A 15,270-nucleotide genomic window follows, 5' to 3' on the forward strand; every position below is an offset into this window, starting at 1 on the left:
ACGTCTGCCCTGACGATCGGGTCAGCGTCAATAGGCGTGGTCTTGATCGTCCTAGCTGTCCGTTCAGCTCGCGCTGGATTGACGGTTCGGAGCAACGGAACCATTGTGATGCGTGGCCTCTTTCGCACCCGAAGTATTCAGAACGACGTACCCATCGACGCCACGGTTATTGCTGAGTTCGGCGGACTGCGGGAGTGGCTTGAAGTCAGCGCTGATGGTCGATCTGCCAAGGTTGAGGCCCCTCGGTTCATGGGTCGATTCGGGCCCGACCTGGAGGCTGCGGCGACGCTGCTATCCGCCAGCAGGCAAATCCCAAGCGATCGACTGCTGGCGAGGAAAGAAGTCTGAACTTGGCAATGACCAGAATATTGAGTAATCCGAATGGGCCTGCCACGGTCGCTAGGCTCCACCACTGCCGTGTCTTCACTACTCTAGGAGAGCCGCAGTCCTATGCCTAGCGGTCAAGTATCATTCGGTGTCGTGGTGGTGCTTGGAGTTATACTCGCCGTCGCTAGTGTGATTTCTCACATACGAATGGTTCAGGCGGATTCTCCGGGCCGCCTGTTTCGCAGGATACTCGCGGGATTCGTTGACACAGGTGAGGGATTTGCAAACCTGGTGAGGATATTGATCGGATTAGGCCTGTTGGCGGGCTACGTGTTCAGCAGATAGCTAGATAGGACAGGTAGTCAGGCGACCAATCATATTAACGCGGTGGGCGTGCGCTGGAGGCAACCAGATCCAGATCGATATTAGTGGATATCGGGCGACTCCATTAATCAAATTCGGCATCGAAGGGCTGGGGTTAGTCGAAGACGACCGTGCGGTTTGCGTAGGTCAGGATGCGGTGCTCGATGTGGAGTCGCACGGCATCGGCGAGTACTACGACCTCGAGGTCGCCACCCATGCGGATGAGTCGCTCCGGGTCGTCGCGGTGGCTCACCGGGGTGACGTCTTGGCGGATGATTGGGCCTTGGTCGAGTTCCGCCGTGGCGTAGTGGGCGGTCGCTCCGATGATCTTCACTCCGCGGTCGTACGCCTGGTGATAGGGCTTTGCCCCGATGAATGCGGGCAGGAACGAGTGGTGGATGTTGATGATGCGGCGCGGATATCGGTCGATGATCTCGGGTGGCAGGATCTGCATGTAGCGGGCGAGCACCACGAGGTCGATGTCATGTTCCTCCAGCGCTTGGAGCACCGCGCGCTGTTGGGCCGACTTGGCGTCTGGGTCGACCGGGAGGTGGAGGAACGGGACCCCGAACTTCTCGGTGATCTCCCGGAAATCGGGGTGATTGGAGATCACCACCGGGATGTCGACGTTGAGGAGGCCGAGATGATGTCGCGATAACAGGTCGAGCAGGCAGTGACCTTCCTTCGACACCAAGAGCGCCACTCGTTGGCGGTCGGACTCCTCGGCGAGGGTCCACGACATGCCGAGGCGTTGCGCAAGAAGTGAGAACTCCGTACGGAACGCGTCGTGATCGGCGCCGGGTTCGAGCGTGAACTCGATGCGTTGTAGGAATAGATCGTGGCGTTGGTCGGCATGCTGGTCGGCGTGGACGATGTTGCCGCCGTGGTCCTGGATGAACCCGCTGGTCGCGGCCACGAGCCCCGGTCCGTCGGGGCAGGAGAGAAGAAGGATCGTCATCGATGAAATCAGCCGTAGGTGAGGCGGTCGATCGACCAGTAGGCGCGGAGTGCCTCGACACGTCCGGCGTCGTCGATCCGGTAGGTGAACACCCCGTCGGTGTGCACGACTAGTCCATCGGCCATCGTCGTCGTAATTCGACCTACGTTGGCCACCTCGTTGCCGGCCTCCCAGGATTCCTTGATGGTGAAGCGCACCTGGTTCGGGCCGATCACCGTGTCGTAGAAGGCGGCGATCGCCTCCAAACCGCGGTGGCCGTTGCCATCGGGGTCGAGCGGGGAGGGGCCGATCGGGTCAGCGACCACGGCGTCGGGAGCGAACAGCGACAGCCAGGTCGCTCGGTCCCCGTTCTCGATGGCGGTCATCGAGGCGACCGACGCGTTGCGCGCCGGGTGGTCGGGAAGTTCGTCGGGGAACTGCATCGGGGGCTCCTTCGGTGAGAATGGGTGGAACAGGGTCAGTCTGTTGACGGTACCGAACTTCCGAGTCAGCGGGTCGCATCCGAGGTGTGACCGGAACGGTTCCGGTCATGTCGGTGGAGGCTGGCAGACTATTGGGTCCCCTTGCCCCGACTCCCGTTCACGGACGCTCACCCACCCCCATGGCGACATCGATCAGGCTTCGGCCCTGGCAAAAAGCTGCGCTCGAAAAGTTGCTCGCGAAGGACGCGGACAACTTCCTCGCCGTCGCCACCCCTGGTGCCGGCAAGACGACCTTCGCGCTCACCGTCGCCGCGCAGTACCTGTCCTCGGGGCTTTGCCAGGGGTTGTTCGTGGTCGCCCCGACCCAGCATCTCAAGGTCCAGTGGGCCGAGGCGGCGCATCGCATCGGCTTACACCTCGACGACGACTGGGCCGCAGCGGACGGCGAATTGCCTTCCGACATGCACGGAATCGTGACCACCTATCAGCAGGTGGCGACATCGGGCGCGGTGCTGCGCAAGTTGACCCCCGGCTCGTTCGTCATCCTCGACGAGGTACACCACGCCGGCGACGACAAGTCGTGGGGCGAGAGCGTGCTGAATGCGTTCGGCCCGGCGCGCAAGCGACTGTCGTTGTCGGGGACTCCGTTTCGATCCGATAGTTCGGCCATCCCGTTCGTCGAGTACCACATGGACGAGGCGTTACCCGACTTCGAGTACGGGTATGGCGATGCGCTCAGCGACGGGCGCGTCGTGCGCCCGGTGTACTTTCCGGCCTACGGCGGGCACATGGAATGGGTCGCCCCCGATGGAAGCGAGATGTCGGCTGGCTTCGACGATGCGCTCGACCACCAGAGATCCAACCAGCGACTTCGGGTGGCGCTGTCGCTTGAGGGGCAGTGGCTCACGAAGGTGTTGACCGAAGCCCACGTACAACTGCAGAACATCCGTCGTACTCATGTGGATGCCGCGGGTCTGGTCATCGCCATGGACCAGGACCATGCCAACGGCATCGCGCGACTCATGAAGTCGCGTTTCGGCATCACCCCGACCATCGCGGTGTCCGACGACCCGACCGCCTCGGCGAAGATCGCCAGGTTCGCGGCGTCGAACGATCCGTGGATCATCGCGGTGCGCATGGTGTCCGAAGGGGTCGACATCCCAAGGTTGCGCGTCGGGGTGTATGCGACAAACACCACCACCGAGTTGTTCTTCCGACAGGTTGTCGGCCGTTTCGTCCGCTGGACGCGCGGGGTGAAGAACCAGCGAGCATTCCTGTTCCTCCCCGACGATCCACGCCTGCGCCGTTACGCCGCCGAGATCGCCGCGCAGCGGCGTCATTCACTCAAGAAGCGCCGCGGTGACGACGACACCGACGGCACCGAGTTCGACGACCTCGGTGACGCCGAGCGCGAGGAACAGGGAGGCGAGGAGCAGATGTCGCTGTTCGCCGTCATCTCGGCGGTCGCCGAGGAGGCGGAGCTCGCCCCGTCGGTGTTCAGTACAGATCACGGAGACGACTGGGACGACGACGCGGAGGTCGAGCTCGACGAGTCGCTGGAGGTGCGCCTCGCGGTACCGCCACCGAGAGGTGCGAGGGGTGCAGCGCCGACGACGAAGACGCGCAAGCATCTGAAAAAGGACCTGCGAGACGCCAACGCCGAGTTGGTGCGCGAACTCGTGCGCTTTTCCAAGCTCGATCATCGGCAGGTGAACGCGGAACTCAACCGGCTCGCCGGCATTCGCAAGGTCACCGAGGCGACCGTGGAGCAACTCCAGACCCGCCTCGACCGTGGCGAACGGTGGCTCAAGAAGCTGTAACGGACCTCGGTGTTCAGCAGTACCAGAGCGAGTCGTCGTGGCGGTGGTGATCCCTCGCGATCGCGTAGCGGGCGATCAGCGTTGCGAGCAACGCGCTGAGTGTGGTGGTTCCGAGCTTTCTGGCCATGTCCCCTCCTCGGTTCGGTCCCCTTGGGTTGGTGTAAAGGACGGGTCGCGCCGGCACAAGTGACGCTTCGATGTCAATTTGGCGACGAAACGGCTCGGTCCTGGCCGAAGCGGATCGAAACGTACCGGGATGGCGGGTCGGTTTGTGCCAGTGTTGGCAACTCGCCAACACTGCTCCCATGACTGAACGTGTCGGTGAAGCGACGGCCTCCGGCGGAGCGGGCCTACGGGTCTTTCCTCGATATCTCCCGCCGGCCAAGCGCGGCGCCATCGCCCGGCGCGCCGCACAGATCGGTTGGGTCGCGACGAAGCACTTCGGGCCGCTCGGTGTGCGCAGCGCGATGGGTCGTGCGCTCAAGCGCGAGGTCGCTCCGGATGCCTTCGCCCGTCCTCTGCGCAAGACCTTCGAGGAGTTGGGAACGACGTTCATGAAGTTCGGCCAGCTCGTCGGATCGTCGCCCGGGGTGTTCGGCGAAGAGGTCGCGGCCGAGTTCCGATCCTGTCTCGACACCGGGCCGGTCGTGGCCTTCGACGAGGTGCGTCGCGTGATCGAGTCCGAACTCGGGATGCACCTCGACGAGGCGTTCGCGACCTTCGATCCCGATCCGATCGGTCGTGCATCGATCGCGGTCGTTCACCGCGCCACGTTGCACGACGGCACCGACGTGGCCGTCAAAGTGCTGCGGCCGGGAATCGAAGAACGCGTCGCGGTCGACATGGATCTGTTCGAGCCGCTGTTGACCCTCGCGGCGCGCACGACGGGGGAGTACGCGGCGGGGCAGCTGGTGCAGATGTTCGACGGGTTCCGGCTGCAGCTCGGCGAGGAGCTCGACTTGCGCAACGAGGCCCGGGCGATTCGCCACATGCAGGGGCTGTTGGGGGTGGTCGACCTACCGCTTGTGACCGTGCCCACGACCTATGAGAACTTCAGCGGTGCTCGGGTGTTGACCATGGAATTCTTCGACGGTGTTCCCGTCGATGACCTCGAACGCATCGCGGAGTACGGGTTCGATCCGGCGCCGGTCGTTACCCAGACGGTCAAGGGGTTCCTCATGACCGCAGTACGGTGGGGGTTCTTCCACGGAGACGTCCACGCCGGGAACCTCCTGTTGTTGCGCGACGGCCGTGTGGCGGTGATCGATTGGGGCATTTGTGGTCGCCTCGACGCCGACACGCACCATTTTTTCCGGCGCATCTGCGAGGCGGGCCTCGGCGACGACACGGCGTGGGCCGATATCGCAGCGCACACGATCAAGCAGTACGGAGCCCTGCTTGAAGAGGGTCTCGGCATGGGCCACGACGACGTGACGGCGTTCATGAAGCTGACCCTCGAACCGCTGCTGCGGGCGCCATTCGGTGAGGTGTCGCTCGTGGCGATCCTGAATGCTCCACAGGCGAAGGTGGCAGAGGCGAAGGGGCTGGAGGTCGAGCGTCGGAGCGTGCGCTCTGTCCTCAAGCGTTTCCGGGAACAGCGCAAGTTGCGCCTGATGGCCGAGGCCGAGGGCATCATCGAGAGCGACTTCGAACGTGGCCTGTTCCTGTTGACCAAGGCGCTGATGTATTTCGAGCGCTACGGAAAGATGTACATGAACGACGTCAGCATCTTCGGCGACGAGGAGTTCTTCCGCGCCGCGCTCGACGCCCCGGTTGAGACGCTGCGCGAGGTGAACGGTCGGTAGCTCAGGGACGGAATCCAGGCGACCCATTTAGAAAGTGACTTGTCACTTTCTAAATGGGGGCGTACGGTGAGGCCATGGTCTCCGCCTCCACTGGAACTCGACGCACCCAGGCCGAACGTCGCGAGGCGACGCGCTCCGCGATCCTCAACGCCTCGCTCGAACAGCTCCTCGACGGAGGACTCTCGGGCTTCACCACAACCGAGGTCTGTCGGCGTGCCGGGGTCAGCCAGGGGGCGTTGTTCAAGCACTTCGACTCAAAGTCCGCGCTGCTCGCCGCAGTCATCGAACACCTCTTTGAGGCGCTGCGTGACGACTACGAGGTGGCGTTCGTCGAACTCGGCGACGCCGCCCAGCCGGCGCACGGCGTCGACCTGTTGTGGGCGCGCATGTTCGACCCCCGCCTTGGCGCCGGATTCGAGCTCTACACCGCAGCGCGCAGCGATGCCGATCTGCGCGCCGCACTCGAGCCGGTCGTGTCGTCCCACTGCCAGCGGATCCACGAGCTCGCCGCCGGCCTACTCCCCGAGATCGACCCCCAGCGCCTCGCCCCGCTCGTCGACTTGGCGATCCTGTCGATCCAGGGGCTGGTGCTGAACCAGATGGCCGCTCCGGACCCCGGTCAGGTGGAGCGACTTCGCAACATGTTGGACGAGCTCGTCGAGTTCGTCGTTTCGTAACGGACCAGAGGGGGGAACCGTGTTGGAGGAACTGATGAACCCGGCGGTGCTGGCGATTCCGCTGTACTTCGCACTGATGTGGTGGGAGGTGCGTGCGTTGAAACGCCAGCGACGTGAGGGCCGCGACGTGTTGGGATACGACCGACGAGACGCCTCGGCGAGCATCCGCCTCGGGGTGGTGTCACTCGTGAGCGTCGGTGCGTTGAACGTGGTGTCGCTGCTGTTGTCGCAGTGGCTGTGGCAGTTCCGCCTCATCGACCTCGGCACGGGTGTTGCCGCGTGGGTTGTCGCCATGATCGGGTGGGACTTCGCCTACTACTGGCTGCATCGCTTTGAGCATCAGTCGCGACTGTTATGGGCGGCGCACGTCAATCATCACTCCAGCGAGTACTACAACCTGTCGACCGCGCTGCGTCAGGCGCTGCTGCCGGTTGCGGCGATCGTGTTCTTCCCGCCGCTCGCCCTCATCGGGGTTCGCCCGTGGATCATCGCGGTGTCGGGCGGGTTCAACCTCGTCTACCAGTACTGGATCCATACCGAGGCGATCGACAAGCTGCCGCGTTGGTTCGAGTTCGTGTTCAACACGCCGTCGCATCATCGAGTCCACCACGGCAGCCAACGCCAGTACCTCGACCGTAACCACGGCGGCATCCTCATCATCTGGGACCGCATGTTCGGTACCTTCCAAGCCGAGGGCGAACGGGTCCGTTACGGACTGACCAAGAACATCCACTCGTACTCGTTGTGGACGATCTTCAGCCACGAACTCGTTGCGATCTGGCACGACGTCGGTTCGACGCGGTCGTGGCGTGAGCGGTGGAACTACACCTTTGCCGGTCCGGGGTGGAAGCCACCGAGACTAGGGGGCGCTCAGTCGAGCGCGAACGCCTCGGCAATGCCGGCCGCTCCGAGCTCCCAGGTCGGTGGCCGGTAGTCGACCAGAGCCGCCCTCATCGCCTCATAGTGGGCGTGGTCGCGGTAGGCGCGCCGGATCAAGGCGACCAACTCGTCGAGGTCGACCGGATCGAAGTACTCGGCGTAGGTGCCGCCCGCCTCGGGCAACGAGCCCCCGCTCGAACTCAACGTCGGCACCCCGTTGCCGAGGGCCTCGATCACCGGAGTGCCGTAGCCCTCATAGAACGCCGGTTGAACGGCCAGGTACGCGTGGCGAAACAGCGCGTTGAGCAACGTGTCGTCGACTTTGTCGAGCCAGCGGAACCGTCCGCCGTGATCCGGGTGGCTGCGCATGCGGTCCTGCAACTCGTCGGTCATCCAACCCGCCTTGCCGACGAAGACCACCGACAGGTCATCGATTTCGTCACGAAGGGTGTCGTAGGCGCGGATCAACAGGTCGTGGTTCTTGCGGGGCTCGACGGTGGCGACGCTCAGGATGTACCGGCCAGGCGGTGCCTCTGGGGGGCGCGCAAGGTCGGCGTCGGCGCGTTTGAAGTTGGCTCCCATGGTGATGATCGGCACCTCGAGCCGTCGCTGGACCCCCTCGGCCTCGGCGACGGCGAGCAGGTCGCGCCGGCTGCACTCCGAGATGGCGATGAACTTCTCGGAGTAGGTCAGGTGCGCCTGCATGAACGAGGTGAACAGCCGGATCTGCCCGGCGTCGAACCAGTCGTGGAACAAGAACGGCATGACGTCGGCCACCAGCACCGCGGTGTGCACGCCGCGGTTGCGCAGCCACGGCAACAACTCGCTGCGGTGCGGCACGTTGTGCCAAGCGGCCTCGAGGTCGAAGAACCACGACTCGTCGGGCCACTCGTCGATGCGCAGCGCGCCGTGGGCGGCCGGGTGGTTGCGGAGGCGACGTCGGCGCGCGAGTTCCTCGCGCGCCGATGTCGCCGCCCGCGTGCGAATGAGTCGCCGCCCGAACCGCTTGAGCGAGGCAGGGAGCGGATCGGCGAGCGTTGCAAGGCGCGAGCGTGGGGGATCGGGTCGAGGGACGAAGTGGGCGAACGCGTCGAGCTCGGCGGTGGTGAGGTGGCGAAAGGTCTCGCACTCCGAACACCACAGCACCGGGATATACCGCACCGGACCGTCGAGTTGCATGAGACGACCGAGCATCTCGCGGGTGTGTCGTTGAAACCCGGTGATGTAGTTGACCGCCAGGGTATTGGTGACCTCGACGAAAACCGTGCGCCGAGGCATCGCGTCGGACCCGGTTTCGAAGGCCTGGTCGGGGATCTGGTCGGGGATCTGGTCGCGGTGGTCCTCGGTCATGATGGCGTCGACTCTACGACGAGGGCAGCGAACCGATCGGCGATGACCCGCCAGTCGCAATTGGCCTCGACGTAGTTGCGGCCGGCGAGGACCCGCTCGTTGCCATCCTCGCTCAACAGTGCGTCGAGGCCGGCGGCCAGTGAACCGACCGATGTCGTCATCACCCCAGCGGCCTCGGGGTCGATGCCACGGGTGCCGACGGTGGTCGACAGCACCGGGAGCCCGGCGGCCAGGTAGGTGAAGAGCTTGAGGTTCGATCCGCTTCCGCCCCCCATCGGGTTGAGCGCGACCGTGGAGCTGGTCAGCAACAGCTCCAGCAGGTCGTCGCCGACGGCTCCGATCGCATGGACGTTCGGAGGCAGGTTGGCGAGGCCGAGCCGGGTCGAGTGGTCGCCGGCAAGGACGAAGTCGACGCCGGGAACCTGGCGGGCCAGCGAGACGATGTGGCGTCCGGCCTCGATGTTCGGCAGGTGCCCCGAGCCGACGAACAGTGCGACCGGTCGGTTCCGCTCGAGGCCGAGGTGCGGATCGAGGAGCTGTCGGCGAGCGACGCGGGCGGTTCCGACGATGAATTCGATGTCGCCGGTATCGACCCCGTTGGGGATGACCTCGGTGGTCGCATCGATCCGGTAGCGGGCCGACAGCGTGCGCAGGTCGACCTCGGTGGTCGTCGTCACCAGCACCGAGCCTTCACTCGCTCGACGTTCGAGGTCGTCGACCCAACGTTCCAGCCAACGGCCACCGACGGTGTGGCGGGGAAGGATCGTGGCCTTCAGCTCAACCTCGTCGTTGTGGGAGTCGTACACGGTCGCGATCCCCGACGCGAGCGTGTCGATCGCGTCGATGAGGTAGGGCTGCACGGCGATGGCGGCACAGGCCTGGTCGAGCGCTCGGGTTGCCACCTCGGTGAACCCGGAGATTCCCGGCCACATCAGGCCGCTTGCGATGTCGGTGATCGACACGTCGCCGGTGACGAGGCGCAACTCGGTTTCGCGCCGGGCTGCGCCGTGGTCGATGAGGACGCAGTGTTCGGTGACCCGATCGCTGAGCGTGTGGTCGCCGGCCAGGTCGGGGTTGGTCGTCAGGCTGACGATGGTGACCTCGGTGTCCTCGCGGCGTCCCAGCCCATCGGCCAGGTACCAACCCCGGAGTTGCCCGCCGCCGCGGCGGGGATGGATGGGGTAGGTGCTGAACGCTGCGATACGGCGTGGAGATCGCACCGCAGGGGTCGACGCCGGGGTTCTCGCCGGTCGCGGAACCGAGGTGACGACATCGGTCATGTACTGCGGAATCGAACGGTTGAGCGCAACCGCCCGCGCCTTGGCCACGCCGCGTCGCGCCGCCCGCAGTCCGTCGGCGATGGTGCCCTCACCGCGGCGCAGCGCGTCGAACGACGACCTATCCACGTCGGTTCGCCCAGGTGCGGAGCCGCTCGCAGCCTTCGGTGACGTCCTCTGTCGAACCGGCGAAGGACCACCGGACCCAGCGGTGCCCGTCGCGGTGATCGAAATCGACCCCGGGCGCTGCGGCCACACCGATCTCGGCCAGCCACCGTTGCACCAGTTCGAAGCTGTCGATCCCCCAGTGGTCGACGCGGCCGTAGGCATAAAAGGCGCCGTCACACGGGGCGACGTCTTCGACGCCGAGGTCGCTCAGCGCCGCGAGCAGAATGCGGCGGTTGTGCGCGTAGCGCTCGACCCGTGCATCGAGCACCGCGACGTCGTCGAATGCGGCGATCGCGATGTGTTGGGCGAGGGTTGGCGGCGACAGATACGCGTGCTGGCTCAGCCGGTCGACGGCGTCGATCAGCGGTGCCGGTCCGAGCATCCAACCGAGCCGCCATCCGGTCATACAGAAGTATTTCGAGAAGCTCCCGATCACGATCGCGGATTCGTCGCCGCCAGCAGAGGGGGCCGGTCGATCGAAGGTGATTCCGTGATACAGCTCGTCCGCGATGAGCTGAACCCCGCGATCCCGGCACCACTGCGCCAGTTGTCGGAGCTGTTCGGGGTCGTACTGGGTGCCGGTCGGGTTCGCCGGGCTGGCGACGAACACCCCATCGATCGGGGCGACACCCGAGCCGATCAAACGGTCGAGCTGCTCGGCGCCAAGGACGAACCCGTCCGCCGCTCCACACGGCACCGGAACCCCGATCAGGCCGAGCGCGGCGATGAGCTGGGGGTAACAGGGATACCCGGGTACCGCATAGGCAATCCGCTGTCCCGGGTCGAAACGGGCCAGCAGCGCCAACATGACCGCCCCGGAGGCCCCGGCGGTGACGGCGATGCGCCCCGGGTCGGTTTCGAGGCCGTAGCGCTCGTGATACCACCCAGCGATCCGCTCGCGAAGCGCGGTGATGCCAAGTGCCGGCGTGTAGCCCAGAGCGTCGCCCGATGCGAGCAACTCCTGAGCCCGTGCCACCGCCGAGGGCGGGGCGCCGTCGCTCGGCTGGCCCACCTCGAGATGCACCACGTCTCCGCGCGCCGCTGCGGCAGCGACCACCTCCATGACATGGAACGGTTCAACGCCGGAGCGGGCGGAGACGTGATGGCTCATCGTCGGGTGTCAGTCGGTGATCCCGATACTCGCCGCCTTCGTTAGATCGACGAAACGGTCCAATTCGGACGAGTCGAGCGCCTCATAGGCCAACGAAACGATGCGGTTGGTGGTGCGCTCGATGGCCTCCATCGTTTCGCCGAGTTGGGAGACGTCGGGGTAAGGCTCGGCGTAGCCGAACAACTGGGCGTTGGGAACACCACCCGTGTGCAACACGGCATCGAGCGGCTCGACCCCGGCGGCGGTGACGGCCACGAGGTGGGCGCCTCCGCGCAGCTCACGCAGCGCGGTGAGCAACACCATGGCGGCGCCCTTCGCATCGTCGGTCGACACCGACGCTGCGGCCTTTTGCCACCCGGCAAACAGCGGGAACCCAGCGGTTGGGCCGGCGGCCACGACGCGGGCGCTCAACTCGGCCAGCTCCGCGTAGTCGATGTCGGCGCCGAAGTGGTTGCGACCCCATTTCGCGCAGGCCGCCAGGTATTCGCGCGAGGCCTGGCTCGCCGCCATCACCGAGGTGCCGCTCGCCCACATCAACTCGACGACGGCCGGCGGGAAGAACCCGAAGGCCGCTGCCGCCACTGCGGGCTCGACGTCGCCGAGCATCCCGCCGCGGCCAACGAAGTAGAAATCCATGCCGTGGAACCCGTGGTCGGCGTCGCCTGCGGCGTAGACGGCGGGGTCAAGCATGAACCTCGCGCCGATGTTGGCGACGGATCGTGCGCTTCGTTCAGTGGCTTCGAATGCGGTGGTCATCGTCGCCCTACTTCGCCACGATCACGGATGAACCGTGACCGAACAGTCCCTGGTTGGCGGTGATGCCGACCTTGGCCCCCTCGACCTGACGCCCTTCGGCCTGGCCGCGCAGCTGCCAGGTGAGCTCACACACCTGAGCGATCGCCTGGGCCGGAACCGCCTCGCCGAAACAGGCCAGGCCGCCCGAAGGGTTCACCACGACGCGTCCACCGAAGGTGGTCTCGCCGTCGCGCAGCAGTTTCGACGCCTCGCCCTCCGCGCAGAACCCGAGGTCCTCGTACCAGTCGAGTTCGAGCGCGGCCGACAGGTCGTAGACCTCGGCGACGTCGATGTCTTCGGGGCCGATGCCGGCCTGTTCGTAGGCGGCGTGGCCGATGTCTTGTTTGAACGTGCGCTGTGGAATCGGCAGACCCGCGGCCGAGTCGGTCGCAAAGTGCGGCATCTCGATGATCGTGTTGGGGAAGGTCGGCGTCACCGTCGACACGCCCTTGATGACCGGGTTGTCGGACTTCGAGTGCTTGGCCGCCCACTCCTTGGAGGCCAAGATGAGCGCCGCGCCGCCGTCGGAGGTCGCGCAGATGTGCAGGAGGCGCAGGGGATCGGCCACCATCGGCGAGGCCTGAACCTCTTCGAGGGTGAACTCCTTGCGATAGCGCGCGTACGGGTTGTTGAGACCGTGGCGCGCGTTCTTGATCTTCACCTGCGCGAAGTCCTCGTCGGTCGCCCCGTACAGGTCCATGCGGCGACGCGCATACAGGCCGAAGTAGGTGGGGTTGGTGGCGCCGAGGAGGCGAAAGCGCAGCCAGTCCGGGTCGTCGCCGCGCTCGCCCTTCGCCGGAGCGAGGAAGCCCTTCGGGGTGGTGTCGGCACCGACGACCAGGGCGACGTCGCACAGTCCGGCCATGATGCGCTGACGGGCGGCTTCGATGGCCATGACCCCCGACGCACAGGCGCCGTAGGCCGAGGTCACCGGAATGCCGGTCCAGCCCATCGCCTGGGCGAACGTCGCGCCGGCCACGTAGCCGGGGTAGCCGTTGCGCATCGTGTCGGCGCCGGCGACGAATTGGATGTCGCGGTAGTCGATGTCGGCGTCTGCGACCGCGTCACGGATCGCTGCGACGCCGTACTCGACGAAGTTGCGGCCCCACTTGCCCCACGGGTGCATCCCCGCTCCGATGATGACGACCTCGTCGACTGCCATCACTGATCACCCTTCTCGCCGGACCAGCCCACGGGCTGCCATTTCCACATCATGTAATCGTTGTCCTCGTCGCTGTAGAGGACGTCGAGGACGAGCTCCATCTGTGCGCCCACCTTGATGGCCTCGCGGGGAACGTCGGTAGCGACCTGGCCGAGCACCACCATCTGTTCGGCCTCGAGATGCACCGCAGCGATCCAGAACGGTTCGTAGGGATCGGTCACCGCGATGTAGGGCTCGGGCGGCTGGTAGCCGGCGTTGGTGTAGCTCCACAGGGTGCCGGTGCGGCTCAGGTTGACCTCGACGAGTTCGCTCGACGCAAACCCCGGGGCTCGCGACATGGTCGTCTCGGGAGGGAAGAAGATGGTGCCGCTGTCGACACACTTGGTGCCGATCAGGCGTGGTTCGTCATCGAGGGTGAACCACCCGTCGATGGCCGGAACTCGGGTCCGGGGCATCATTGCCACCTTTCTAGGGGGGAGTACTGCTGGGAGGTGCTGTTGGTCTGGTTGTCGCTCTGGGCCGAGCGAACGATGGACAGAGGGTACCGCGGCCCCCTCCGGTAGGCGCCAAGTGCAACCGCGCTGAGCCGGTTGATTCAAATGCATTCCGGCGTGCCTCATCGCGACGGACCCCCTCTACCGTGACGCGCATGATGACCTCTGAGACCCTTCAGGGAACCGGCCTCCAGGGCACCGGTCTCGATTCCGTGATCGGCATGTACGCGGTCGTGCATCGACTTCGTTCGACGGTGGTGACGCCGCTGGTTGCCGCCGGCCTCGGAGACCCGCTGGTGCGCGCCCCGAAGCGAGTCCTGGTCTACGGGCCGCCGCAGTGCGGTGTGCGGTTCATCGCCGACTGTCTGGCCGCAGAGCTCGAGGAGATGCCGGGGGTCAGCGTCGCCGTGCTGCCGTGCCTGGACGACGACCCGTTCACGACCTCGGTGAACGAGGCGGTCGCCATGGCCGCAGGCACCCACACCGTGGTCGTGGCGACGAGCCATCAGCCATGGACGCTCGACAGCGAGCTTCTCGATGGGTTCGACCGCACGTGTTTCGTACATCCACCGGATTGGGAGGCACGGCGATTCCGGCTGTGGGAATCGCACCTCGGACGCCTCGTCGACACCGATGCGCTCGACAATTTCGTGACGGTCACCGAAGGCTGGTGCGGCACCGACCTTGCGGCCGGGTTCGAATCGGTGGATACGTCGGATCTCGACGCCTCGGTCGCAACCGCTCACCAGACGGGCGCTCCGGTGACCGCCCAATGGCTCGATGATGCGGTGCAGCTCATCCGTGAGCGGTCCGGCGCAGGATTCGACGACCTGAAGTCGTATCTCCAACGCGTACGGCGCTGGTAGCGGCTCCCTCCGGGCCAGGCCGTTGCGGTCAGCTCCAGTGCCCGTGGCCGGGCGAACGTTCGTGGGAACGGTCGGTGATGCGATGGGGCTCGTCGTCTCGCGGTAATACCACGATGTCGTCAGCGCGTTGACGTCGAGCGAACACGAACGCCGCACCAGCGACGACGAGCAGTAGGAACGCAATGGCCGTCGCAACGGCCACCGTCCACCAACTCGAGCCGTTGGCGGTGAAGCGCACGGCGAGGCGAACCGGCTCCGCGCTGTGGGGCTCGGCGTCGGCCTTGGCGATCGTTCGATCGAGGCGGGCACGGCACTCGTCGAGGGAGGAACGCGCCGAGGTCACGGCATTTTCCCCGAGCTGGTTCGAGACCCGGTCGATGCACCCATCGAGTTCCGCCAGCCCGGACGCGACCGACGGGGCGTCGTCGAAGGAACCGCTGAGATCGACCTCGGTGCTGGTCACGTCTCCGACCGCGTTGAGCGTGTCGAGCACGGCGTTCAGCTGAGCGGCCGGGACTTGGAAGATGACTTCGGAGGCATCTGCCCCTCGAGTGTCTTCGGCCCGGATCGATGCTCCCAACTCGGACAGTCGGGCGATCACGATGTTGCGCGATGCCCGAATGTCGTCGCTCTTGAGCGTGACCGCCGCATCGAAGCGCTGGGAGAACGCGCCGCTCAACACCGCGACCACGACGAGTGAGAGCGGGAACATGATCAGCACGAGCATCCGCTTCATCGATTTGACACTACGGCGCCGAGAACCGGCTTCGGCGGACCTCCGTGGTTCGGCGACGGT

14 protein-coding genes are annotated in these 15,270 nt (G+C 65.7%); 5 read left to right on the forward strand and 9 right to left on the reverse strand.

Annotation, left to right across the window (positions count from 1 at the left end; translation table 11 throughout):
• Positions 1 to 805: 805 nt before the first annotated feature.
• Positions 806 to 1,648, reverse strand: a complete 843-nt coding sequence (gene purU, locus M9952_05115) for a formyltetrahydrofolate deformylase (GenBank protein ID MCO5312301.1) — start codon at positions 1,646 to 1,648, stop codon at positions 806 to 808.
• Positions 1,649 to 1,656: 8 nt separating this feature from the next.
• Positions 1,657 to 2,070, reverse strand: a complete 414-nt coding sequence (locus M9952_05120; GenBank protein ID MCO5312302.1) for a nuclear transport factor 2 family protein — start codon at positions 2,068 to 2,070, stop codon at positions 1,657 to 1,659.
• A 179-nt stretch (positions 2,071 to 2,249) separates the two neighbouring features.
• Here M9952_05120 and M9952_05125 point away from each other — a divergent pair, with 179 nt between their 5' ends.
• The 4 genes from M9952_05125 (at position 2,250) to M9952_05140 (ending at position 7,306) form a co-directional block, all read left to right on the forward strand.
• Positions 2,250 to 3,890 (forward strand): DEAD/DEAH box helicase, encoded by a 1,641-nt coding sequence (locus tag M9952_05125; GenBank protein MCO5312303.1) that lies wholly within the window; start codon positions 2,250 to 2,252, stop codon positions 3,888 to 3,890.
• A 305-nt stretch (positions 3,891 to 4,195) separates the two neighbouring features.
• Positions 4,196 to 5,695: an AarF/ABC1/UbiB kinase family protein gene (locus tag M9952_05130; protein ID MCO5312304.1), complete on the forward strand. Its 1,500-nt coding sequence runs from the start codon at positions 4,196 to 4,198 to the stop codon at positions 5,693 to 5,695.
• Positions 5,696 to 5,769: 74 nt separating this feature from the next.
• Entirely contained in the window at positions 5,770 to 6,372 is a 603-nt protein-coding gene (locus tag M9952_05135) for a TetR/AcrR family transcriptional regulator (protein ID MCO5312305.1), read from the forward strand.
• 19 nt (positions 6,373 to 6,391) lie between these two features.
• On the forward strand, positions 6,392 to 7,306 hold the full coding sequence (locus M9952_05140; GenBank protein ID MCO5312306.1) for a sterol desaturase family protein: 915 nt from the start codon (positions 6,392 to 6,394) through the stop codon (positions 7,304 to 7,306).
• Here the strand turns inward: M9952_05140 and M9952_05145 are convergent.
• The 6 genes from M9952_05145 to M9952_05170 are packed head-to-tail and all read right to left on the reverse strand — an operon-like array spanning position 7,243 to position 13,569.
• On the reverse strand, positions 7,243 to 8,601 hold the full coding sequence (locus M9952_05145) for a glycosyltransferase family 4 protein (GenBank protein ID MCO5312307.1): 1,359 nt from the start codon (positions 8,599 to 8,601) through the stop codon (positions 7,243 to 7,245). The two genes, M9952_05140 and M9952_05145, sit on opposite strands and share 64 nt — an antisense overlap.
• Positions 8,598 to 10,007: a glycosyltransferase family 4 protein gene (locus M9952_05150; protein MCO5312308.1), complete on the reverse strand. Its 1,410-nt coding sequence runs from the start codon at positions 10,005 to 10,007 to the stop codon at positions 8,598 to 8,600. Before M9952_05150 ends, M9952_05145 begins: the two co-directional genes overlap by 4 nt.
• Positions 10,000 to 11,157 carry an aminotransferase class I/II-fold pyridoxal phosphate-dependent enzyme gene (locus M9952_05155; protein ID MCO5312309.1) on the reverse strand — a complete coding sequence of 386 codons (1,158 nt, stop codon included), beginning with the start codon at positions 11,155 to 11,157 and terminating at the stop codon, positions 10,000 to 10,002. Before M9952_05155 ends, M9952_05150 begins: the two co-directional genes overlap by 8 nt.
• Positions 11,158 to 11,166: 9 nt before the next feature.
• Positions 11,167 to 11,913 carry a hypothetical protein gene (locus tag M9952_05160; GenBank protein ID MCO5312310.1) on the reverse strand — a complete coding sequence of 249 codons (747 nt, stop codon included), beginning with the start codon at positions 11,911 to 11,913 and terminating at the stop codon, positions 11,167 to 11,169.
• 7 nt (positions 11,914 to 11,920) lie between these two features.
• On the reverse strand, positions 11,921 to 13,114 hold the full coding sequence (locus tag M9952_05165) for a lipid-transfer protein (GenBank protein MCO5312311.1): 1,194 nt from the start codon (positions 13,112 to 13,114) through the stop codon (positions 11,921 to 11,923).
• On the reverse strand, positions 13,114 to 13,569 hold the full coding sequence (locus tag M9952_05170) for an OB-fold domain-containing protein (protein MCO5312312.1): 456 nt from the start codon (positions 13,567 to 13,569) through the stop codon (positions 13,114 to 13,116). The genes M9952_05165 and M9952_05170 overlap by 1 nt, the downstream gene beginning before the upstream one ends.
• A 194-nt stretch (positions 13,570 to 13,763) precedes the next feature.
• Between M9952_05170 and M9952_05175 the strand changes: the two genes are divergently transcribed.
• Positions 13,764 to 14,474: a hypothetical protein gene (locus M9952_05175; protein MCO5312313.1), complete on the forward strand. Its 711-nt coding sequence runs from the start codon at positions 13,764 to 13,766 to the stop codon at positions 14,472 to 14,474.
• A gap of 28 nt (positions 14,475 to 14,502) precedes the next feature.
• On the opposite strand, the gene M9952_05180 is transcribed toward M9952_05175, so the two are convergent.
• Positions 14,503 to 15,210 carry a hypothetical protein gene (locus M9952_05180; protein ID MCO5312314.1) on the reverse strand — a complete coding sequence of 236 codons (708 nt, stop codon included), beginning with the start codon at positions 15,208 to 15,210 and terminating at the stop codon, positions 14,503 to 14,505.
• Positions 15,211 to 15,270 lie beyond the last annotated feature (60 nt).

It is taken from the genome of Microthrixaceae bacterium, assembly GCA_023957975.1.
GTDB lineage: Bacteria > Actinomycetota > Acidimicrobiia > Acidimicrobiales > Microtrichaceae > JAMLGM01.

Coding starts and splice junctions, on each gene's coding strand:
- purU (MCO5312301.1), bottom strand. CDS start 1,648: ATGACGATCCTTCTTCTCTCCTGCCCCGACGGACCGGGGCTCGTGGCC.
- M9952_05120 (MCO5312302.1), bottom strand. CDS start 2,070: ATGCAGTTCCCCGACGAACTTCCCGACCACCCGGCGCGCAACGCGTCG.
- M9952_05125 (MCO5312303.1), top strand. CDS start 2,250: ATGGCGACATCGATCAGGCTTCGGCCCTGGCAAAAAGCTGCGCTCGAA.
- M9952_05130 (MCO5312304.1), top strand. CDS start 4,196: ATGACTGAACGTGTCGGTGAAGCGACGGCCTCCGGCGGAGCGGGCCTA.
- M9952_05135 (MCO5312305.1), top strand. CDS start 5,770: ATGGTCTCCGCCTCCACTGGAACTCGACGCACCCAGGCCGAACGTCGC.
- M9952_05145 (MCO5312307.1), bottom strand. CDS start 8,601: ATGACCGAGGACCACCGCGACCAGATCCCCGACCAGATCCCCGACCAG.
- M9952_05155 (MCO5312309.1), bottom strand. CDS start 11,157: ATGAGCCATCACGTCTCCGCCCGCTCCGGCGTTGAACCGTTCCATGTC.
- M9952_05160 (MCO5312310.1), bottom strand. CDS start 11,913: ATGACCACCGCATTCGAAGCCACTGAACGAAGCGCACGATCCGTCGCC.
- M9952_05165 (MCO5312311.1), bottom strand. CDS start 13,114: ATGGCAGTCGACGAGGTCGTCATCATCGGAGCGGGGATGCACCCGTGG.
- M9952_05170 (MCO5312312.1), bottom strand. CDS start 13,569: ATGCCCCGGACCCGAGTTCCGGCCATCGACGGGTGGTTCACCCTCGAT.
- M9952_05175 (MCO5312313.1), top strand. CDS start 13,764: ATGATGACCTCTGAGACCCTTCAGGGAACCGGCCTCCAGGGCACCGGT.
- M9952_05180 (MCO5312314.1), bottom strand. CDS start 15,210: ATGAAGCGGATGCTCGTGCTGATCATGTTCCCGCTCTCACTCGTCGTG.